Origin of the sequence: Streptococcus sp. HMSC073A12 (genome assembly GCF_001812815.1) — a bacterium.
Lineage (GTDB): Bacteria > Bacillota > Bacilli > Lactobacillales > Streptococcaceae > Streptococcus > Streptococcus vaginalis.
This window is the reverse complement of sequence record NZ_KV810539.1, coordinates 193,927-216,170: the sequence shown is the minus strand read 5'-3', so window position 1 is coordinate 216,170 and position 22,244 is coordinate 193,927. Positions and strand designations below refer to the sequence as shown.

At 37.8% G+C, this 22,244-nt stretch carries 20 protein-coding genes, 2 pseudogenes and 1 riboswitch; of the genes and pseudogenes, 2 read left to right on the top strand and 20 right to left on the bottom strand.

From position 1 onward, the window contains the following. Positions 1-5: 5 nt before the first annotated feature. From HMPREF2876_RS06390 to HMPREF2876_RS06375, 4 genes are read right to left on the bottom strand one after another with little or no spacing between them, the layout of a single operon-like run. The gene (locus HMPREF2876_RS06390; RefSeq protein ID WP_024051552.1) at positions 6-611 is read right to left on the bottom strand and encodes an L-threonylcarbamoyladenylate synthase; all 606 of its coding nucleotides are present in this window, start codon (positions 609-611) and stop codon (positions 6-8) included. Further along, positions 604-1,434 (bottom strand): peptide chain release factor N(5)-glutamine methyltransferase, encoded by an 831-nt coding sequence (gene prmC / locus HMPREF2876_RS06385; protein ID WP_024051553.1) that lies wholly within the window; start codon positions 1,432-1,434, stop codon positions 604-606. Before prmC ends, HMPREF2876_RS06390 begins: the two co-directional genes overlap by 8 nt. Continuing rightward, positions 1,434-2,513 carry a peptide chain release factor 1 gene (prfA, locus tag HMPREF2876_RS06380; RefSeq protein ID WP_070584486.1) on the bottom strand — a complete coding sequence of 360 codons (1,080 nt, stop codon included), beginning with the start codon at positions 2,511-2,513 and terminating at the stop codon, positions 1,434-1,436. Before prfA ends, prmC begins: the two co-directional genes overlap by 1 nt. Positions 2,514-2,531: 18 nt before the next feature. Next, positions 2,532-3,116: a thymidine kinase gene (locus HMPREF2876_RS06375; protein WP_042753923.1), complete on the bottom strand. Its 585-nt coding sequence runs from the start codon at positions 3,114-3,116 to the stop codon at positions 2,532-2,534. A 103-nt stretch (positions 3,117-3,219) separates the two neighbouring features. On the opposite strand from HMPREF2876_RS06375, the gene HMPREF2876_RS06370 reads away from it, so the two are divergent. Continuing rightward, the gene (locus HMPREF2876_RS06370) at positions 3,220-3,420 is read left to right on the top strand and encodes a 4-oxalocrotonate tautomerase (RefSeq protein WP_224783693.1); all 201 of its coding nucleotides are present in this window, start codon (positions 3,220-3,222) and stop codon (positions 3,418-3,420) included. A gap of 78 nt (positions 3,421-3,498) precedes the next feature. Here the strand turns inward: HMPREF2876_RS06370 and HMPREF2876_RS06365 are convergent, their stop codons facing one another. From HMPREF2876_RS06365 to dnaG, 13 genes and pseudogenes are all read right to left on the bottom strand, one after another. Then, positions 3,499-4,836 (bottom strand): MATE family efflux transporter, encoded by a 1,338-nt coding sequence (locus tag HMPREF2876_RS06365; RefSeq protein WP_070241674.1) that lies wholly within the window; start codon positions 4,834-4,836, stop codon positions 3,499-3,501. Positions 4,837-4,935: 99 nt separating this feature from the next. After that, complete coding sequence (locus HMPREF2876_RS06360; RefSeq protein ID WP_024051556.1) at positions 4,936-6,201, bottom strand: nucleobase:cation symporter-2 family protein; 1,266 nt, start codon at positions 6,199-6,201, stop codon at positions 4,936-4,938. After that, positions 6,201-6,782, bottom strand: a complete 582-nt coding sequence (locus tag HMPREF2876_RS06355; protein WP_024051557.1) for a xanthine phosphoribosyltransferase — start codon at positions 6,780-6,782, stop codon at positions 6,201-6,203. Before HMPREF2876_RS06355 ends, HMPREF2876_RS06360 begins: the two co-directional genes overlap by 1 nt. 99 nt (positions 6,783-6,881) lie before the next feature. Continuing rightward, positions 6,882-6,977: riboswitch (purine riboswitch) on the bottom strand. Then, complete coding sequence (gene guaC / locus HMPREF2876_RS06350; RefSeq protein WP_024051558.1) at positions 6,973-7,956, bottom strand: GMP reductase; 984 nt, start codon at positions 7,954-7,956, stop codon at positions 6,973-6,975. It overlaps the preceding riboswitch by 5 nt. Before the next feature lie 189 nt (positions 7,957-8,145). Continuing rightward, positions 8,146-9,702, bottom strand: a complete 1,557-nt coding sequence (locus HMPREF2876_RS06345; protein WP_024051559.1) for a ClC family H(+)/Cl(-) exchange transporter — start codon at positions 9,700-9,702, stop codon at positions 8,146-8,148. Between the two features lie 149 nt (positions 9,703-9,851). Further along, positions 9,852-11,225 (bottom strand): H2O-forming NADH oxidase, encoded by a 1,374-nt coding sequence (nox, locus tag HMPREF2876_RS06340; protein ID WP_024051560.1) that lies wholly within the window; start codon positions 11,223-11,225, stop codon positions 9,852-9,854. A gap of 129 nt (positions 11,226-11,354) precedes the next feature. Then, positions 11,355-11,930 (bottom strand): annotated as a pseudogene (gene msrA / locus HMPREF2876_RS06335) (peptide-methionine (S)-S-oxide reductase MsrA); the annotation flags it as partial. A 12-nt stretch (positions 11,931-11,942) separates the two neighbouring features. Next, positions 11,943-12,356: pseudogene (locus HMPREF2876_RS06330) on the bottom strand (redoxin domain-containing protein); the annotation flags it as partial. Between the two features lie 163 nt (positions 12,357-12,519). After that, on the bottom strand, positions 12,520-13,230 hold the full coding sequence (gene ccdA2, locus HMPREF2876_RS06325) for a thiol-disulfide oxidoreductase-associated membrane protein CcdA2 (protein ID WP_070584485.1): 711 nt from the start codon (positions 13,228-13,230) through the stop codon (positions 12,520-12,522). 136 nt (positions 13,231-13,366) lie between these two features. Continuing rightward, positions 13,367-14,695 carry a branched-chain amino acid transport system II carrier protein gene (brnQ, locus tag HMPREF2876_RS06320; RefSeq protein ID WP_024051564.1) on the bottom strand — a complete coding sequence of 443 codons (1,329 nt, stop codon included), beginning with the start codon at positions 14,693-14,695 and terminating at the stop codon, positions 13,367-13,369. A gap of 154 nt (positions 14,696-14,849) precedes the next feature. Next, the gene (locus HMPREF2876_RS06315) at positions 14,850-15,179 is read right to left on the bottom strand and encodes a metal-sulfur cluster assembly factor (RefSeq protein WP_003024629.1); all 330 of its coding nucleotides are present in this window, start codon (positions 15,177-15,179) and stop codon (positions 14,850-14,852) included. 18 nt (positions 15,180-15,197) lie between these two features. Beyond that, positions 15,198-16,310, bottom strand: a complete 1,113-nt coding sequence (gene rpoD / locus HMPREF2876_RS06310) for an RNA polymerase sigma factor RpoD (RefSeq protein ID WP_070584482.1) — start codon at positions 16,308-16,310, stop codon at positions 15,198-15,200. Positions 16,311-16,312: 2 nt separating this feature from the next. Beyond that, a complete protein-coding gene (gene dnaG, locus HMPREF2876_RS06305; RefSeq protein ID WP_280921973.1) occupies positions 16,313-18,088 on the bottom strand; it encodes a DNA primase in 1,776 nt (591 codons plus the stop codon). A gap of 154 nt (positions 18,089-18,242) precedes the next feature. Here dnaG and mscL point away from each other — a divergent pair, with 154 nt between their 5' ends. Continuing rightward, complete coding sequence (gene mscL / locus HMPREF2876_RS06300; RefSeq protein WP_022525808.1) at positions 18,243-18,623, top strand: large conductance mechanosensitive channel protein MscL; 381 nt, start codon at positions 18,243-18,245, stop codon at positions 18,621-18,623. Positions 18,624-18,864: 241 nt separating this feature from the next. Here mscL and rpsU read toward each other — a convergent pair whose 3' ends face one another. The 3 genes from rpsU to HMPREF2876_RS06285 form a co-directional block, all read right to left on the bottom strand. Next, positions 18,865-19,041 carry a 30S ribosomal protein S21 gene (gene rpsU, locus HMPREF2876_RS06295; RefSeq protein WP_000048054.1) on the bottom strand — a complete coding sequence of 59 codons (177 nt, stop codon included), beginning with the start codon at positions 19,039-19,041 and terminating at the stop codon, positions 18,865-18,867. Positions 19,042-19,235: 194 nt separating this feature from the next. After that, positions 19,236-19,574, bottom strand: a complete 339-nt coding sequence (locus tag HMPREF2876_RS06290) for an ATP cone domain-containing protein (RefSeq protein WP_024051567.1) — start codon at positions 19,572-19,574, stop codon at positions 19,236-19,238. Between the two features lie 250 nt (positions 19,575-19,824). Continuing rightward, the gene (locus HMPREF2876_RS06285) at positions 19,825-22,140 is read right to left on the bottom strand and encodes a CAP domain-containing protein (RefSeq protein ID WP_024051568.1); all 2,316 of its coding nucleotides are present in this window, start codon (positions 22,138-22,140) and stop codon (positions 19,825-19,827) included. Positions 22,141-22,244 lie beyond the last annotated feature (104 nt).

Sequence of the window (22,244 nt, the reverse complement as noted above, 5' to 3'; positions counted from 1 at the left end):
AAAACCTATTTAGTCAAGGTGTAGAAGTGAATTTCTGGAATTTTAGCGAGAATTTCTTCGCAAGTGACAGCACCTTGGCGTAGAATATATGCTGTTTCACCAGATAAATCCAAAATAGTTGAATCCTGTCCTGTTAGAAAAGCATCATCTTCTATACCAAGAACTTCGTGATTGAAATCGGTCATAATTTGCTGGAAGTTTACTCCGCTACTCTTTCCAGATAAATTTGCGGACGGACCAATGAGAGGTCCAAATTTTCTAATCAAGTCCAATGTTTTAGGATGACTAGGGACACGAAAACCAATTGTTTTCATACCTGAATTTACCCAAATCGGAACTTGTTCATTAGCTTGTAAAATAATGGTCAAAGGACCGGGTAGAAAGGCTTGATAGAGCTTTTTTAAATACTGAGGCTGATGTTTGGAAAATTGATAAATTTCTTCTAAGCTTGAAACATTTAAATTCAAGGCCTTTTCGCGAGGTCTGCCTTTTAAGTCATAGACATGACTGACGGCCTGCTCATCCAGTGCTTTACAAAATAAACCATATACAGTCTCAGTTGGCAGCACGACTGCTCCTCCACTGCTCAGTACTTCCTCAATTTTATCCATTATCTACCACTACCATTCTATCTTTTCCGAATTGATCTTGCAAGACGCGAATTCTCATTTTTGGAAATGCAGACTCAAATATTTTTTTTACATGTTCCCCTTGTTTGTAGCCAATTTCGAGATAGATTTTTCCTTTTTCTGTCAAATGTTTTTGGGCGTTCTCAGCAATTTTTCGATAAACAGCATACCCGTCTTCTTCAGCAAAAAGAGCAAGATGAGGTTCTGAAGCAAGTACATTTAGTCCTACTTCTTCTCTGTCCGTCTCTGAAATATAGGGCGGATTGGATACAATAATATCATACTTTCCTGTAATTGCCTGAAAACAATCAGACCGAACAAAATCAATCGCTACATCAATTGCTTCCGCATTTTCTTGCGCCAAATCCAGAGCATCTTGGGAAATGTCGGAAGCCGTGACCTGCCAATTCGCACGCTCAGCAGCCAAAGATAGAGCAATTGCTCCACTTCCAGTGCCAATATCCAAAACTTTCAGACTGCTATTTTGATTTTCAGACAAGATAAGGTTGACCAATTCTTCGGTTTCTGGTCGGGGAATTAGCACTCGTTCATCTACTTTGAACGAATGTCCATGAAATGCTGCGTTCCCAATAATGTATTGGGCAGGTCTATGAACTAATAATTGAGATTGAATCTTTTCCAGTAATTCTATATCATCTTCTGTTGCTTCTGCCTGCATTTTCAACACAAATTGGGTAAAAGATAAGTTTCTCAAAACTTGAAAAGTAAAGGAGAGACTTTCAGCTTCTTCGCCAACTGCTTCAAGCTGTTTTTCCATTTCAGCAATAATTTGAGCTAAATTCATTATTTATTCAATTCTTCCAGTTTTTGTGTTTGGTCATACAATACCAAGGCGTCTACGATTTCATCTAATTTCCCAGCTAAAATCGTATCTAGCTTTTGCAGCGTTAAACCGATACGGTGATCTGTCACACGATTTTGTGGAAAATTATAGGTACGAATCCGCTCCGAGCGGTCTCCAGTACCAATAGTTGATTTCCGCTCGGCATCTTGCTCGTCTTGCGCAATTTGTGCAAAATGATCTGCTACGCGCGCACGAATGATCTTCATAGCTTTATCACGATTCTTTTGTTGGGTTCGTTCTTCCTGCATTTCAACCTTGATATTTGTCGGCAAGTGTACAATCCGAACGGCTGTTGCAACTTTGTTGACATTCTGACCTCCAGCACCAGAAGCGTGATAAATGTCAATCCGAAGATCTTTTGGATCAATATCATATTCCACTTCTTCAACTTCAGGCATAACTAAGACTGTTGCTGTCGAAGTGTGAACCCGTCCTTGGCTTTCTGTCACTGGGACACGCTGTACGCGATGAGCACCTGATTCGTATTTTAGTTTGGAATAAACGGATTGACCAGAAACCATCGCTACTACTTCTTTGAAGCCACCGACTCCATTCATGGAGGCTTCCATAACCTCAAATTTCCATCCTTGCGATTCAGCGTATTTTTGATACATTGTCAGAAGATCACCGGCAAAGAGCGAGGCTTCATCACCTCCTGCTGCACCACGAATTTCTAAGATGATGTTTTTATCATCGTTTGGATCTTTTGGTAAAAGAAGAATTTTCAATTTTTCCTCGTATTCTTCTTTGTCAGCTTTTGCATCTTTGAGCTCTTGCTTTGCCATTTCTTCCAAATCAGCATCGCCAGAAGCGTCTTTGATCATTTCTTCGGCATCTGTGATGTTTTGGAGCACCCTTTTATAGTCACGATAAGTTGCTACCGTATCGCGTGTACTCGCTTCTTCTTTGGACAATTCCATAAAACGCTTGGTGTCACTAACAACATCTGGGTCACTCAGAAGTTCTCCCAACTCTTCATAGCGATCTTCAACGGCTTGTAGTTGTTCATAAATATTCATCGTTTGCTACACCTCTCCTTAACTCTTCATTTCGTCAATTTCTGGCTTAAAATAATGCTTCCGACAGACAGGAATATATGTTTCATTCCCACCGATTTGAATTTGCTCACCTTCATAGACCGGCTTACCATTCGTTGTTCTTAATACCATGGTTGCTTTTTTGGAGCAAAATTGACAAATTGTTTTAATCTCATCAATTTTATCTGCTAGAAGCAAGAGATATTTCGAACCTTCAAATAACTCATTGCGAAAATCATTTTTCAAACCAAAAGCCATAACTGGTACGTTTAATTCGTCAACTACCCTCGCTAAGTCATAGACATGACGACGAGATAGAAACTGCGCTTCATCAATCAATACACAATAAGGCTTTTCGGGCATTTCCTGAATAAAGTGGAAAATATCAGTATCTTCTGCTATTGCAATTGCTTTTCTCTTCATTCCGATACGACTAGAAACAACGCCAAAACCGTCACGTGTATCAAGTGCGCTCGTCATAATGACAACACCTTTGCCTTGTTCTTCATAGTTGTGTGCTACTTTTAAAATTTCGATTGTTTTGCCCGAATTCATCGTGCCATATTTATAATACAACTGAACCATTTTCTTTAATTCGTTCCAAATTCTCCAATTTTTAATACTTCTTATTTTACCACATTCTGACACGCTTTAAAACCTAATTTGTGATAAAATAAAAATATCAAAAATAAAAAGGAGAAATGAAATGCCATTTGTCAGAATTGATTTATTTGAAGGACGCACGTTAGAACAAAAGAAAGCTCTTGCAAAAGAAGTTACTGCTGCTATCGTGAAAAATACTGGCGCGCCACAATCTGCTGTTCATGTCATCATCAACGACATGCCTGAAGGGACTTATTTCCCACAAGGTGAAATGCGTACAAAATAACAAAAAAAGAATCTTGGATAAAAATCTGAGATTCTTTTTTTATTCAGAATGATAAATGGTGTAGATGCAACATTTAAGCTAATTTCTTTTTTGAATATGATTAAGACGAAGTTGGTATAAAATGCCACTAACGACCAGACTAGAGATTAAACCAATCCAATAAGCAAAGGGACCTAAATTTGTCGTGTGATCCAATAGTAACCCAACTGGTAGTGACACCCCCCAATAGCCAATCAATCCCAAATAAAATGGCACTTTTGTATCCTTATAACCACGTAAAATTCCTTGAAGAGGCGCTGCGAAAGTATCTGCTAATTGAAAAAACAAACTATAAGTTAAGAAAACCGATGTCAGACGAATGAATTCTTTGTTGGTTCCATATAATGAAGCGACTTGATAACGGAAAAGATATAAAAATGTCAGCGTGAAAACAGCGAATCCAAGCGCAGTCAATCTTCCCAAAACACAATATTTTCTGACATAGTCTAGACGCTTTGCGCCAATTTCGTAAGAAACGATAATCGCCATAGCATTAGAAATGCTCATAGGAAAAGCATACATAAGATTGGAAAAGCTGATAGCCGACTGGTGACTGGCAATGATTAACGAAGAAAACTTAGCCATGAGCAAACCTACGACTGAAAATATCACAACTTCTGCAAAGACAGTCCCGCCAATAGGAAAACCGAGACGAATCGCTTCCAGCAACTCTTTTTTGTCTAAAGGACGAATTTTCCATAATTGATATTTTTTGATTTTAGAGTGTCTTTTTGCAACGACTATTGAAAGAATTAGCAGCACCCAGTAAGCCAACGAAGTCCCTAGCCCCGCTCCTGCTCCGCCCATTTCTGATAAGCCAAATGCTCCATAAATTAAAATGTAGTTAAAACTGGCATTCAACGGTAGCAAGAGCAACATAAGGTACATGGATAGTCTTGTCAATCCTAATGCGTCTAATAAAGAACGTACAACACTAAATAAAAGCAAAGGGATAATACCAAACGCTAAATACCAGAGGTAGTGTATAGCAACTTCTACTACTAGTGGTTCTAAGCCAATATTGGACAAAACAAGCGGTGCACCTAAAAAAACGAGCCCAAACAAGAGAAGAGACAAACCGAGAGATAGATAAATAAACTGATAAAAATCAGAAGCGATTTTTTCTTCCTGTTTTTGTCCTAGATGATGTCCAATAATCGGAACCAAGGCTGAGACAATACCAGTCAAAAAAGTAAAAAACGGACTCCATAAGCTAGTCGCCATTGAAACTCCCGCCAAATGCAACGTATGGTATTGCCCTGTCATGGTTGTATCCACAAACGAGGCTGAAAAATTGGCCAGTTGATAAATTAAAATTGGCAAAAAAATCGAAATAAATAGGGTCATTCGCTCTTTTAAATTGCGCGCTTGGTACATACAATCTCCTCAAACAATGCTTTCTCTCTTAACTATACTATAAGCGCTCAAAATAGTCAAAAAAGCTAGGAGAAAATCCTCCCAGCCTCTTGTCGAGTTTTATTTTTTCTCACGATTTAAAATAAGGTTCAATACAATCGCAATGACGCTCGCCATAACAATTCCATTTGAGAAAAACATTTGCAAGCCGGTTGGCAAACTGTTGAAAAGATTGCTTCCATTTAGACCGACTCCTGCGGAAATAGATACAGCGGCAATCAAGAAATGGTGTTCATTGTGTTCAAAATCAACTCGCGCTAGCATTTGCATTCCCTGAACAGAAACAAAACCAAACATGACAAGCATAGCACCACCGAGTACAGGACTTGGAATGATTTGTGCCAAAGCTCCGAATTTCGGTACCAATCCTAACAAGACTAAGAATCCTGCTGCATAATAGATTGGGAGCCGTATTTTAATTCCAGAAAGTTTGACCAAACCAACATTTTGTGAAAATCCTGTATAAGGGAAAGTGTTAAAAATACCGCCAAGAAGCACTGCAAGTCCTTCTGCACGATAACCATTTCGCAGACGAATGCTGTCTAACTTTTCGTTTGTAATATCTGAAAGTGCAAAATAAACACCTGTTGATTCCACCAAAGAAACTGTTGCGATAATACACATCATGACGATGGATGAAAGTTCAAACTTAGGTATTCCAAAATAAAACGGTGTCGGAACATGTACAAGAGGAGCTTGAGTTACTGGCGCAAAATCTACTAAGCCCATAAAGCTGGCAATAATCGTTCCAATAATTAAGCCAATCAGAATGGAAATGGATTTTAGAAAGCCTTTCGCAAAGATATTTACTAACAGTATAATTAAAATCGTGACAGCAGCCAACAGCAAACTTTGTGCAGTTGGTTTTTCACTATTATTTCCCATATTGCCAATCGCAACAGGAATAAGTGTTAAGCCAATGGTAGTAATGACTGAGCCCGTCACAATTGGTGGAAAGAAATTAGCAATTTTAGAAAAAATGCCTGCAATCAAAAGAACGTAGATACCGGAAACGATGAGCGCTCCAAACATAGCTCCGCTTCCATGTTTTTGACCAATCATAATCAGAGGCGCAACCGATTGAAAAGCAACGCCAAGTACGACTGGCAAGCCAATTCCGAAATATTTATTGAGTTGCAATTGCAAAAATGTTGCCACACCACACATAAAAATATCTGTGGAGATAAGATAGGTCAGCTGTTGGCTCGAATAACCTAGCGCACCAGCAATCATAATGGGTACAAGGATTGACCCAGAGTACATTGCTAATAAATGCTGCAAACCTAAGACAGCCGCCTGTGAATGTTTTTCTTCTTTCAGTTCCATTATGCATCAGCCTCCATAAATACAACTTTTCCATTTTCAAATTTTTGAATACGAGCCAAAGAAACGACTTTTCGCTTATCTTCTTCTAGCAACTTTCTTCCCTCTTGGAATGATTTTTCAATTACGATACCAATCGCTTCCACATGGGCACCTGATTGTTCAATGATATTAACAAGCCCTTTAGCTGCTTGACCATTTGCTAGAAAATCATCGACAATAAGCACTTTATCATGATGATTTAAAAATTTCCCTGCAATTGAGACCGTACTTGTCACTCGTTTGGTAAAAGAATAGACCTCTGTCGTCAAAATATCTTCCGTCATAGTAATGTTTTTTGACTTTTTCGCAAAAATCATCGGAACGTCCAATGCTTCTGCTGTATAAATAGCAGGTGCGATGCCAGATGCTTCAATTGTCACAACTTTTGTAATACCAGCCGAGCGAAAATAGGTTGCAAACACTTTACCAATTTCTTTCATCAAGTTGAAATCGACTTGGTGAGTCAGAAATGAATCCACTTTTAAAATATTTTCTCCTAAAACATTTCCATCTTTTAGGATACGTTCTTCTAATAATTTCATAAAATCTCCTTTTAGAAAAAACAAAAGGCTTGCCAAAAGCAAGCCTAAAACAATTGGTTACCCAACTGAATACAAAATTCCTTGCTAAAAACATAGCAGGAAAGTTGAAGACTTACTTATTGTTAGACATTAGATGCCTTGCAGAAACATTACGCCAAATTCGTAATATAAATAAGTAATTATTTTATTGTTAATGCGCATCACCGTTCCAAATAGAATTTTTCACAATGACGTAGTCTACGTGTTTAAGACCAGCCAAGTCTCTTCCACCAGCATAGGAAATGGCACTTTGCAAATCTTGCTCCATTTCAACCAAAGTGTCAGCTAAATGTCCTTTAACTGGTAAAAGAATTTTCTTTCCCTCCACATTCTTGTAAGCACCTTTTTGATACTCTGAAGCTGAACCATAATACTCTTTGAATTGTTCACCATCTACTTCGACCGTTTGACCTGGGCTTTCGATATGACCTGCGAATAGGGAACCAATCATCACCATGGTAGCACCAAAGCGAATAGATTTGGCAATGTCGCCATGCGTACGAATACCACCGTCCGCAATAATCGGTTTGCGAGCAGCTTTTGCACACCAACGAAGAGCCGCTAATTGCCAGCCACCTGTACCAAAGCCAGTTTTTACTTTTGTGATACAAACTTTTCCTGGTCCAATGCCAACTTTGGTTGCATCTGCTCCAGCATTTTCCAGCTCACGAACAGCTTCTGGTGTCCCTACATTTCCTGCAATCACGAAAGTATCGGGGAGTTCTTTTTTGATGTGCTGAATCATATCAATCACACTATCTGAATGTCCATGCGCAATATCAATCGTGATATATTCTGGTGCATCTTCTTTCAACTGGCTAACAAAATCATATTCATAATTTTTCACACCAACTGAAATAGACGCAATTAGTCCTTGCTCATGCATGCGCTTGATGAAAGGAATGCGGCCAGCTTCGTCAAAACGGTGCATGATGTAGAAATAGCCACTTTTCGCCAATTTTTCTGCTACATCTTCATCCAGAATTGTTTGCATGTTAGCTGGAACAACAGGAAGTTTAAAAGTATGATTCCCAAAAGTAACTGTCGTATCTGCTTCTGAGCGGCTTTTGATGATACATTTATTCGGAATCAATTGGATATCTTCGTAGTCAAAAATAGGAAATTCGTTCAGCATATCATTCTCCTTTAATTTTATGTTAAAAATGACCCACCTATGCTTTCGCATCGCTACGCCTTTCCTGACGTTTCCTTTAGTATTATAACACAAGGTACAGAAATTACAATATAATGACGTATAATATTTTTTATCGTTCGGAAATTGCAAGTTATTTTTTCAGATTCTAAAAAAAGAGGTCCCCCTCTTTTATAAGAGTAAATCTTTAATGCGTCCAATATCTGATTTTTTCAATACCACATAAATCATATCTCCTAGATACAGGCGCGTGCTGCCATTCACTGTTTGGTTCTTTCCGTTGTGGTGTTGCATGGTAATCAGAATATCTCTTGGCAGCTCCAACTCATGAACTTGCTTGCCGGCTATTTTTTCAGAGACAGGAATTTCGATAAGCGTCGTCTCTCCGTCATCTGCCACACTATCTGGAAGCATTCGTTCTAGCATAGCTTCATACACAGGTGCTCCGCCCAATAAATCCATTACAACGTATGCCACTAAAGTCACTAAACCAAGAGGCATGAGGTTTCGTATATCGCCAACCATCTCAGTCACCAAGATGATTGCTGTCAATGGAGCTTTAGAAATTGCACCAAAGTAGCCGCTCATACCTAAAATAATAAAAATAGGAAATTGCTCTTGTGTTGCAAAGCCTAATTGCACACAAATGACGCCAGCAATTGCTCCTAAAAGAGAGCCGAGAGCTAAAATGGGTAGAAAAATACCGCCAGGAAGCCCGCTACCATAGCTGATCATACTCCAGATAAAGCGAATAACGAAAAACATCATTAATGTTAATAGCAGATAGTGTTGACTGGTTAAAGAGAGAACCAGTTGATTGCCACCACCTAAAAGTTGTGGAAGAAAATACCCTATTGGAAGAATGAAAGAGAAAGCTATAATGGGATAGTATTGCGAAGAAAGGTGCAAAACTTCTCCAATCATATCATAAATACGAGGCATAGCTAGAACAACTTTTTCATATAAAAATCCTGAAAAACCAAGAAAAATTCCTAACAACAAATAAAGCCAGTATTGCCCTAGCCCCATCAGAGGAATATTATCTGGCATATTTAATACAGGGGTCATTCCAAAAATCATAAGCGAAACAAAATTCGCCGTTAAACTTGCCGCCAAAGACGAGACCCAAAAGAAACGCGAAAAATGATGATAGACTTCCTCAATAACAAACAGTAAACCCGCAATCGGAGCATTAAAAGCTGCTGCCAGCCCTGCTGCCGCTCCACTAGAAATCAAAGAACGCTCTTCCACAGGGCTTAAATGAAGATATTTGGCAATTCCCTTTCCTCCCATTGCTCCAAGTTGAATACTGGGTCCCTCACGTCCTAGCATCAAGCCGCTTGCAATGGCTAAAACACCTAGAATATATTTTTTCCAGAGAACGCTCCACCATGATAAGCTCATCAGACCTTTCAGCTCTGCTTCTACTTGCGGAATTCCAGAACCTTTAATATCCTTTTCCGAGAGTGTTAACTTTGCACTTATCCAAATCACACAAGCATAAAATAACAGAATAAAAGCAACCCAAATCATACTATCATGCCCTTGCTGATAGAAATGTTGAATGATATGAAATCCCCTTTCAATTAAAAAACGAAAAGAACCAACAATTGCACCCACGATAATCCCGACTAAAATTCCTCTTGAAACTTGCAGACTAATCGAACTAGATGTAAATGCAAATTCTTTCTTGGTATTTGATATACCTTTTTCTGTCTGAACAGACATCGTTGCCTCCCAAATATATTCTCTCTCTATTTTAGCATAATTTTACAATTTTTATTATTGCTTGCGGAAATTATTTTAGAGAATAAAATACAGATAAAAAAATAAACCAGTCTCATACGAAACTGGTTTGCAAATTTAAGATCTTGCTCTTATTTTTCAGCTGTTAATGCTGCCATCGTGATGTAATTATAAGGTTTGTTAAAGTGTGGCAGGAAGAAAATATCTGTCAATGCCAATTTATCAATGGTCACTTTTTCTTGGATTGCGAGTGAGAAGAGATGAATGCCCATTGAAATATCTTCGTGCGAAGCCATTTGTGCTCCAAGGATGACGCGTGTATCTTTATCAAATACGATACGAATAGCTACTTCATGGTTGTTGTGTTTGATAAATTCTGGCTTTTGAAGGTCATTAAATCCTGTTTCAACTGCGTTATAACCCGCAGCTTTTGCTTTTTCCAATGTCAAACCAGTTGAAACCATTTTAAGATCGTAAATGTTAATACCGTTTGAGCCTTGCACACCAATGCCTTCTAATTCATGACCAGTTGCGTTATAAGCTCCGACAATACCTGAACGAACAGCATTTGAAGCAAGTGCAATGTAGCTCATTTTACCAAGGGAATTGTCATAAATCGTTGCACAGTCACCAACTGCGTAAACTCCCGGAATGCTTGTTTCTTGTTTTTTATCAACAAGGAATGCACCATTACGGAAAAGTTCAATCTTGCCAGCGCCAAGGGCAGTGTTTGGTCGGAAACCAACAGCCATAATGACCATGTCTACGTCAAACGTTTCTTTATCTGTTACAATACGTTCAACTTTGCCTTCCCCTTCAACTGCTTTCACAGTTTGACCGTAAGCAAGTTTAATACCATGATCTGCCAAGTTTTGACTCATCAAATCAGACAATTCACGGTCGTAGTAACCAGTAAGGCAAGTATCTGCAACGTCAATCAAGATTACTTCTTTTCCAAGGCGTTCAAAAGCTTCTGCGAGTTCAACACCAATGTAGCCAGCTCCAACAACAGCAACGCGATTGATGCCTTCGTTGTTTTTCAGCTTTTCAATCACTTCAGCAGAGTTTTGATACAATTTTACAAATTGAATATTTTCAAGAGTTGCTTTAAATTCACGATTTCCTTCTACAAGTTCGACACCTTTGATTGGCGGGATAATTGGTTGTGAACCAGTCGCAAAAATCAATTTGTCATAAGATTCAAGATGTTCTTGACCGTTTACAAGTGCGGTCACTTCTTTTTTATCATAATCAACTGATAAAACAGGACTTTCCATGTAAACTTTAGCACCTTTTGCTTCAAGTTTTTCTTTATCTGAATAGAACAATCCTTCTGGGCCGTCAATTTGCTTACCAATCCAAAGTGCCATTCCACATCCTAAAAATGAAATATTTGAATTTTGGTCAAACACCACAACTTCGTTTTCATTTCCGAAGTTGTCTAACATCGTATTGATACAAGCTGTACCAGCATGGTTGGCACCGATAACAACAATTTTACTCATAGAGCAATTCCTACCTTAATTTTTAATTTACTAAAACATTATAACATTACGTGTCAGCGTTTACAATATTTTTGCTCATAAAACTGAAAAATATTACATTTTCTATCAATTTAAAAGAACTTTTCATGAATGATTTAATGGTTGTTTTTCGACCGCCAATGGCTCTTTAAATTTTTCTTTCTGCTCGTCAAAGACTTTGTTAATCGTTTCTACATCAGCCTGATCTTTATAATACACGCCTGTACAATATTGCACTCCACTATCATTGCCTTGCTTATTTTTGCTGAGCGGATCAATGATTCTAAAATAATGTAGCAAGACTTCTCTTAAAGAGATTTTATTGGCATCATAGGTTACATGAACCGTTTCTGCATGTTTTGTCTGCGAGATTAGTTCGTATTTTGTGGTTTCGCTAGTGCCATTAGCATAACCAGAGACTGCGTCAACCACTCCATCTACTCGCAAAAAATATTCTTCTACACCCCAGAAACAACCTCCTGCCAAATAGATATGCTTTAAATTTGCATTTTTCAAGTCCGCTTTCTTTTGCTTGACCGATTCGGCCTGGCTAACAGCTGCTTCTTTAATCTGATTAATAGCAGACTGATTTTTAATGGTTGGCATCATGCGACTTCCTGGCACAAATAAACCTAAAACCAGCAGGACTGCTCCACCAAATAATAACCATTTCATTTTATGTTCCATCATCCTCCCCTCCTATTTAATGCTTTTAAGAGTTGATTCAATTTCTGCTTTTTTAATAAGTCCAGGACGAGTTTTTACCAATTTTCCATCGCTTCCAATAAATGCAGCTGTCGGATAGGAACGAACACCATATTGTTCCAATAGTTTACCACTAGGATCTAGTAAAACAGGTAAATGTTTATAATTTAATTTCTCATACCAGTTTTTAAAATCTGCTTCAGATTTTTCACCAACATGCCCAGGTGAAACAACCCTCAAAACTACATAGTCTTTCCCAGCATTTTTAGCTAACTCATCAGTATCCTTTAATGTAGATAAGCAGATAGAACACCAAGATACCCCAAATTTGAGATAAACTTTCTTTCCTTTGAAATCTGACAATTTATAAGTTTTCCCGTCAACTCCTTTTGGTTCAAAATCAGGAGCTGCTTCGCCTTGATTCAACTTTGTAGCTGTCGTTTTATTTGTAAATTGCCCGTGTCCAGACTTAGTTCCACTAGCTGATTTTTGATTTCCACAGACACCCAACAGAGCAACACAAACAAGACCTGTGATGACTAACATTGTTTTTTTCATGAGATTCCTCCTTTTATCCACCAAATATTGAATCTAGAACATTAAGATTTCCCAGCATAAGTAAAATTCCCATCAAGATGATAAGTAACCCGCCAATTTTCTTTAATAGTCCCATATAAGGTTTTATTTTCCCAAAATGGCGTAAAACAATAGAAGAGGCAAGTGCCAAAATGAGAAATGGGATAGCAAGACCAAGGGTATAAACTAACATGAGGAAGCCACCTTGTACTGCTCCATTACCACCAGAAGCTGCAATTGCGAGAACAGAACTCAAAACAGGACCTACACAAGGTGTCCAACCAAGGCTAAAGGTCACACCTAGCAAGAAAGCATTGTAAAAATCATTTCTATTTTTATCTTTTTTTAATTGAACACTTTTCTGCCGTTGGAGTAGCTTAAAATTGATCAGTTCCATTTGATGAACACCGAGCAAAATAACAATTGCTCCTAATACATAGCGGAACCACTCTGTATAGAGAACTTTTCCCAAAAAGCCAGCGCCATATCCAAGAATTAAAAAGACTACAGACAATCCTGCAATGAAAAATAGTGTTTTTACAATTCCATGCCAAGCAATCTTCTTTCCCAAAATAATGATTGTTCTTGGTTCATCTGTATCCAATAAAATACCAACATATCCAGGAAGCAATGGCAATATACAAGGCGAGAAAAATGATAAAATTCCCGCTAGAAATACAGAAATCAAAAACACAATAGATAACATTATCTTTTCCTCCTCATTTTCTTTCTAAGAAAAGTATACACTGGTTCACTATCTAAAAATAGAGGATACAATTTGTAAAAACTTGAATTTGATATGGTCATAAAAAAACTATCACGAAAAGTGATAGTTTTTTTAATTATTCCATTTCAAATGTGTCACTTTTCTGTTTATTTGGCAAAAACAAAGATAACACAATCCCGACAATCGTCGGTACCAGCCAAGGAATTGAAGCTTGTGCAAATGGCAAAGTATTGATTAAATTACTCACACTAGTCAATTTAAATTGCGAGCCAATAATATTCGCAAATGCAATAATTGTTACAACTGCAACCGTTAGCTGCATTCCAATCTTAGATAAGGCAAGAAACTTATTGACAATCACAATCATTACAATCGCAATGGTAATCGGGTACAAAATTTGCAAGACAGGAACTGAATACTGAATAATCGCTCCCAAACCAAGATTTGCAATTGCAAATCCAATCAAGGTAAAGACTGTTGCAAAAGTTTTGTAGCTGATTTTAGGAAAGGTTTTATTGAAAAATTCTGATGTTGAAACAATCAAACCAACCGTAGTCGTAAAGCAGGTCACTGTTACCATGGCTGCAAGGAAAATCTGTGCTGTCGGACCAAAAATAGCTTGTGTAGCTTGAGATAAGACATAAACTCCTTTATTGGCATCAGACGCCATTACATCAGCCGGAATTGGGAAATGATTTCCAAGAAATCCTAATCCAATATAAAGCGCACTAAATCCCAATGCAACAACAATTCCAACAATCCAAATCGTTGAGATATATTCTTTTTTATTAGCAAAGCCGAGTTGGTTCAATGTTTGCACAGCGATAACGCTAAAAGCAACAGAGGCAAGTGCATCAAGCGTATTATACCCTTCAAGAAAGCCAGTTCCAAAAGCTGCTTTTGCGTATTCCGTGCTAGCATCTTGCGGTGCAGCTGCTCCATATTTTATCGCCCCTAAAATGACTAGAATGACAATCAAAATGGCAAACACAGGAGTCAAAATCCGACCAATCCAATCCAAAATTTTGGAAGGATTTAATGAAATCAAGTAAGCAGCCACAAAATACAAGATTGTAAAAATAATAAGTCCTAATCCAGTCATATTACTCGAAAGCAATGGTGCAATCCCAACTTCATAAGAAGTCGTTGCCGTCCGAGGAATGGCAAAAAATGGACCAATCGCTAGATACAGAACTACCAAGTAACTGGTCGCAAACCAAGGAGAAATCTTTTTAGAAATTTCGTAAACATAGCCTTTGGGATTTAAAGTACCGATAATCAATGTTAAAATAGCAATTCCAACTCCTGAAAGCACAAATCCTGCAATCGCTGACCAGAAGTGTTCGCCAGACAAAGCTCCTAAAGTTGGCGGAAAAATTAAATTTCCTGCGCCGAAAAATATTCCAAACAATAGTAATCCTGTCAGTGCTCCTTTTTTAATCATCTTCTCTCCCTTTTCTAAAATTCAGTATGTGCAACCATTATAACAGATTCTTACAATACTTCAAGTGATATAAAGTATAAAGTTAAAATATTGCACATATTCTGAATGTTTGAGCAAAACAAAAGCAGCATAATCAACTCATGCTGCCATATTCTTATTTAATCCCTAGGGCGATGCGTGCGTAGCGACTCATTTTATCCACAGTCCATGCTGGATACCACACCAGTCTCACTTCTACTTTGCTCACTTCAGGTACATCTGACATCGCATCATGAATCTGATCAGTTAATAAGTCTGCCAGCGGGCATCCCATTGTTGTTAAGGTCATATCAATCTGCGTCTCACCATTTTCACCATTGAACCGAATTTCATAAATCAAACCAAGATTTACAATATCAATTCCTAATTCAGGGTCAATAACTTGTTCCAAACTTTCCAAGATACGATTTTTAATATCATCAATTTGTTCGTTTGTGTATGCCATGGTGCCTCCTTTTGTCTACTAATCCTCAATAAAGTCACGAAGTGGCTTGCTACGACTTGGATGACGCAATTTGCGTAGGGCTTTGGCCTCAATTTGTCGAATCCGTTCACGAGTCACGTTAAAGACTTTTCCAACATCTTCCAGCGTACGCATTTTACCATCATCTAGACCGAATCGCAAACGTAGTACATTTTCTTCACGGTCTGTTAATGTATCAAGAACCTCGTCTAATTGCTCACGTAGGACAATACGTGTTGTGTAATCAACTGGATTTTCAATCACTTCATCCTCAATGAAATCGCCAAGATGACTATCATCTTCTTCTCCAATTGGAGTTTCAAGAGAGACCGGCTCTTGGGCAATCTTCAAAATTTCACGAACTTTATCTGGTGTCATATCCATGCGCTCAGCAATTTGTTCTGGCGTTGGATCTTGTCCCAATTCTTGCAAAAGATTTCGTTGCTCCCGCACTAATTTATTGATTGTCTCAACCATGTGAACCGGAATCCGAATCGTACGCGCTTGGTCAGCAATCGCACGAGTAATCGCTTGACGAATCCACCAAGTGGCATAGGTCGAAAATTTGAAACCTTTGGTATAGTCAAACTTGTCAACGGCTTTCATCAATCCCATATTGCCTTCTTGAATCAAGTCAAGAAACTGCATGCCGCGTCCAACATAGCGCTTAGCAATAGAGACAACCAACCGCAAATTAGCTTCTGCCAAACGTTGTTTCGCTTCTAAGTCGCCTTGCTCCACAAGAACAGCTAATTCTTGCTCTTCTTCATTGGTCAATAACGGAACAACACCAATTTCCTTTAAATACATACGGACAGGGTCGTTCACTTTAGCAGAATTGCTACCAAGCAACTCCTCATCTGTTAATTCAGCTTCTTCTTCCTCTGTATTTAAAACCCGTTCACTTGGGTCGCCTTCTTTATCCGTAATAGCAATCCCTGCGTCCTGAATCCGTTGAAGAAGATCTTCAATGCCATCAGCTTCCAAAGTAAATGGAATGACTAGCCGATCATTGATTTCATCATCGGTTGCTGTACCAGTTTTTTTATGGTTGCGAATAAATTCTGCAACTTGAACATCAAAAGTTGTTACTTCTTTTTGTTTTGTAGCCATTCCTACTCCATTCTCCTTTTTTGAGCAATAAATCGCTCTAGCTCTTCTAATGCCGTATCTGCATCTCCACTATGAGATGCTTCACGGACTTTTTTACCAATCAATTGATTTTCTTTGCGAAGCAATTCCTTATCTCGCGTTTGCTCCACTTCAATCAGTTCCTGCTCAGAAACTTCCTCTGGTAGATTTTCTTCTAAGACCCGATACCAAGCTTGCTGTACCGAATCATTTTGCTCAGACAAATCTTGTGGCGTTACCTCGCCATTTGTTTTTAAAATATCGTACAAAGTCTGCAATTCTACTGTTGCGAAATGAAAATCTTTCCTCAAACGATAATCATTTAAAATTACAGGATTATCAATCATCCGCTGCAGAAGATGACTCTCTGCCTTAATTAGCCGTGATACTTGCCGTGTTACCGGAATGTCAAGTCTTGACACTTGTTGATGCGATTGCTGTTGTTGCACTCTTCTATTTACCAAACGATGATTATTAACAGTTTGCTCCACCTGCTGGTAGTCAAAATCAGGCAACAATTCAGCTAACATATAAATATAGGAATTTTGTGCAGTGATTGATTGAACCTGTGCAATCAGCAGAGACATTTGTTCAACAAATTCAATTTGAGCTTGCAAGTTTTCGATATTATCTGGCTTCAGATAGTTCAGAAGAAACTCTATATCACTAATTCGTGTTTTAGTCAGTAAATTTTGTAAATCATCAGCAGAATTTTTTTTGATAAATTCATCTGGATCCATATTATCAGGAATCCTGATAATTTCAACTGATAAATCGTACAATTCATTCAGAGCTTTTGCTGTCGCTGCTTGTCCTGCTTTGTCACCATCGTACGTTAAAATAATTTTCTTTGCGAACTTACGAAGATGCTCCACATGCTCATGCGTCAATGCTGTCCCCATAGATGCTACAGCATTTTCAATTCCAGCACGATAAGCGGCTATAACATCCATAAAGCCTTCCATTAAGTAAATTTCGTGACTTTTCTTGATAGTCGCTTTGGCCTTGTCCAGATGATACAACTCATAGCTTTTATTGAAAATCGGTGTACTGCGACTATTTTTATACTTTGCGACTTTCTGCTCTATATCGCTTGCTTGCCAAATACGACCTGAAAAAGCAATGACTTGTCCTTTATCATTTGCCAATGGAAACATAATCCGATTTTGAAAGGCGTCATAAACCAAATTGTTATCAGCTAAGTTGAACAAACCAGAATTCATAATGACTTGCTCATCAAACTTTCCACTAACACTTTTATAAAGATAGTTATTTTCATTGGGCGCTAAACCAATTTGAAAATGCTTGATAACTTCATCTGTTAAGCCACGTTCATAAAGATAAGAACGTGCTTCTTCTCCTATCTTTGTTGTCATCAATACCGCATGGTAAAATCTTGCAGCTTCTGCATGAATATCATAAAGTGCTTGATGAGGATGTGTATGTGTTGACAGCTCTTTTCTACTATGCTTTATTTCTAATGGAAACCCTGCACGATCGGCAACAATTTGTACAGCGTCCATAAAAGAAACACCACGATATTCTTCAATAAATTTAAAGACATCACCTGACTTTCCACAGCCAAAACAGTGATAAAATTGCTTTTCTTCTACCACGTTGAATGATGGAGTTTTTTCACCATGAAAAGGACAAAGCCCTAGATAATTTCTTCCAGCTTTCGTTAGAGCAACGACTTCTCCTATGATTTCGACGATATTGACACTATTTTTAATATCAGAAATGATTTCTTTATCAATCAATAGACAACACCCCCAATTTATCATAGAATAACAACTTACATTTTATAATAAATTTATCAAAAAGTAAAATATTCACTATATTTTTTAGACATTTTATTGACTTTCCCCCCTTTTTTGATATAATATAGTTTAGTATTTTGAAAGGAAAAAGAAAGTGTTAAAGGACCTTAAAGAGTTTTTGCTTCGCGGCAATGTAATTGATTTGGCAGTCGGTGTTATTATTGCCAATGCTTTTGGAGCTATTGTGACTTCGCTTATTGGAGATGTTATTACTCCACTCTTTCTCAATCCAGCTTTAAAAGCTGCTGGTGTAGAACAAATTGCTGGTTTAAAATGGAATGGGATTGCATACGGTAGTTTCTTAAGCGCTGTTATCAATTTCCTCGTCATCGGAACAGTTCTCTTCTTCATCGTCAAGTCTGTTGAAAAAGCGCAAAGTCTTACAAAAAAAGAAGAAGACACTGCTGAAGAAGCTGCAGGACCAACTGAATTAGAAGTTCTTCAAGAAATCAAAGCATTGCTCGAAAGCAAATAATTATGAAAAACATTCACTGATGAAAATCAGTGTTTTTGTTTACTCTCACGGTTTCTTGATATTCTGTTTGCCTTAACCTATCCCTCTAGCTGCTACTTCTATTAATCTTGCGGTGGAGTTTTGAGATGACAGATAACGTCCATATGGTAAAACTGCTAAAGCTATTGATTTTCATTGAGTACGAGTTCGATTTTATCTAAATAGAAACAAAAAACAGACCGAAGTCTGTCATTTTGCTCAATTAGAATTTTTTACGTTTACGAGCTGCTTCTGATTTACGTTTCCGCTTTACAGAAGGTTTTTCATAGAATTCACGTTTGCGTGTTTCTTGAAGAGTACCAGCTTTAGTAACCGCACGTTTGAAACGACGAAGAGCATCGTCAAGGGATTCATTTTTACGTACTACTGTTTTTGACATTTTTTTCACTCCCTTCAAGCTTAAAATCTTTTAAATTCTATCATATTAAAATACACTTGTCAAGTCCCAGAAATTAAGGGAATGTGTAAACTTTTCTAGAACAAGCAATATTATTAACTTAAAAGAGAGTTGATTTTTAGCAAATTTTTCAAAAAATCTGCCAACTACTTCATTCTGTAATCTAGGCTGTAAATTTATCGAATTTGTTCAAAATGTAAATGGACTGCAATATGATCGCCATAACCATTGCGATCCAAATCTCGTTGCAATCGGTAGGAGATATAATGCTCGGCAATGGTGATATAACCAGCACCTAACAGGCGATTTTCTACCATAGATTGAATCATACTGATAGTAGCTCGTTCAACACCAGCTTCCTCTAGATCTAACACTACTTTTTTAGTTACAAGCGCTAAATTTTGACGTAGATCATCTGTCAAGACATAGACTGTTTGTGCTGCTTTCAGAATAGCTTGATAAATTTTATCTGGATTAAAATCAGTAACTTTTCCATTACGTTTGATGACTTGCATGAAAAACTCCTTTAGTTTTATTCGTTTCGTTAAGAGAATACAGTCTATTATACTATTTTTGTGCTGATTCTCAAAATGATAGATACTTTAAATATCTATCAGGCAGAAGTTACATTTAATTTAAATTCTATTTTATTATCATTTCTTCACTGTTGATTTTAATTATCTCAATCAAAAAGACAAACACTCGAAAACAGAGTTGTTTGCCTTTGGGAAGAAAGATTAGATTTTTTCTAAAATCTTTAATTATTTAATCTTCGTTATTTCTTTTACGACGGCGAGCACTAGCTAGAGTTCCCAAACCAAGTAGCAAACCTAATGCAGCAACCTGATCTGCTTTAGTACCTGTAGCAGGCAGAACTTTTTGACCAGTATTTTGTCGTCTAACTAACAATGGTTTTGGTTGGTAAGTTCTGGATAAGTGTAAGTTTTGTACTTTTCCACCTGTTTCTTTTTGAGCCTTCGGAGGAAGTTGACTTCTCAATTGCTCATAGTTTTCTTGTAACTTGGTATAAATTGAACGAGAAATCTCTAGTTTTGCTTCTTCATCTTTTAACGTTTTAACCTTAGAGACATAGTCAGTTTGTGCAGCTTGAAGGGCCTTTTGAGCTGCTTCAAGTACTTGTGGTGCATTTTGTAATTTTTCCAAGTTATCTTGTGCTTCTTTTAGCTTGGTTTGACTAGCTTGCAAAGCGTCTTTTGCCTTGGCAACATTTAACTCCGCTGTAATTAAAGCTTTCTTTAGTTCTGCTAATTTATTTTTAGCACTATCTAACACTTTTTGAGCTTTTTCTAAAGCTACTTGTTTTGGTGCCAACTTGGATGCAATAGTTGCAGTTGCGCGCTTCAAAGCAGCTTCTTTTGTTACAACATTTTGCTTTGCTTTTGTCAAGGCCGCTTCAGCTGTAATCACTCCAGCATTCGCAGTAGCAAGAGCAGCTGAACGATTCGCAGTCAACTTTTGAAGGTCTGCTAATTTTGCTTTTTGAATATTTAAAGTAGATACATAACCCGTTCTTTGAGCTCGCAACACGCCTAATTGACTCTTCGCTACTGTTGCTTGTGCATTTGCGGCCTTTGCAGCACCAGCAAAATTACGGATTGCTTGCTCATACGCGTCTGCGCTAAGAAGAGTACCGTTGTTAACACGTGCATTAAAATTAGGTTCTCTATGAAATCCAACTTCAGACGTTCCATATACATTACTGTATTGATTTGGAACTTTATCATATGCAGCTGAAATGGTATTAAAGTTTTTATCCATCATTTGAAGATAGTGACCAACTCTATAGAAGAAAGCAAGTTGACCACGATTACGTAAGGTGGTATAAATTTGATTGGAATCAATGTCTCGCTCATTGGTTGTTAAGCCATACTTAGCTGCCTCAGCCATATAGATAGATTTTTCCTTATACCAAAAATCAACGGATCCTTTCGGAGTAAAACTAATCGCTACATTTTCATTTCTCAAATATTTGCCCATATGCCAATCTGCTCTTTCAAAATAAAGAGTTTGGACTTGGCTGGCTGGATTCTTGTAAGGATCAATCAATAATTCTTTTAATCCAGCTTGTCTACGATAAGCATTGATAGCTCTAACCAATTCAATCGCTTTTAAGTTATTTGCTAAAGTTGCTGGACTTGTTGCGTCAGAACCAACTGTAATACCGTCTTCACGTTTAGCTCTTTCATAAGTTGCTAGAGCTTCAGTAGCGGCATTACGAATCGCTTCGTTGGCTCCATTTGTTTTAGCGTGTTGTAAAAATTCACCATAGGTTGCCTTGTTTAAATCAACATTTCTTCTATTGGTAGCTGAATGTTCAGCACGGGCTACTTCAGCGGCTTTTTGATCAATAGTCGCTTGATTTTCTGCAAGTTTTTGCTCACTTTGCTTGACTTGCTCAGTCGCTGAATCGATTTCTTTAGGAAGATTAGCGATTTCTTCTTTCACTTTAGCAAGATCTTTTTGCTTTTCTGCCAAATTCTTTTCAGCTTGTTTTTCTTCTTCCTTTGCGCGGTTAAGATCTTGTTCTTCATTGGCAACTGGAGCTTTAGCTGTGTCTAATTCGCGTTGTGCAACGTCAACAAGTGATTGTTGCCCCGCAACAACATTTTCTTGATTTTTAACAGCTTCTTTTGCCTTTGTTTCAGACTGTTCTGCTGCTTGAACTTTATTTTCCTCTGTTGTAACCGTCTTCTCTGATGTCGCCACTTCTTCTTTTGCGGTTTCAATAACTTCTGGAGTTGCTTCTTTCTTTTCTGCCTCAGCATTTGCAACAGCTTTTTCGCTATCTGCCACCGCGTCCTTTGAAGTATTTACATCTCCTTTGACTTGCTCTACAACTTTTTGCTGAGCATCTGTTTGAACCTTTGCAGCATCGGCTTGCAGCTTTGCTGATTGAACATCTGTTTCTGTAACTGGTTTGGTGATTTTTTCAGATGTCTTTGGCTCAGTAGATTGTGTTTTTACTTCTTCGGCATTTACTTGATGTGATAAACCGCCTGAAATAATAGTGGTTGCAGCTAAACCGGTCGCAACTACCGATTTTTTAATTTTTCTCTCCATTAGACGGGCTCCTAATATACTTGTTACTTTTCATTATAAACCATTTCAGCCTAAATTACAATTCCGCTAATGTATTACTCAGATAACTATTTCATTAAATTTCT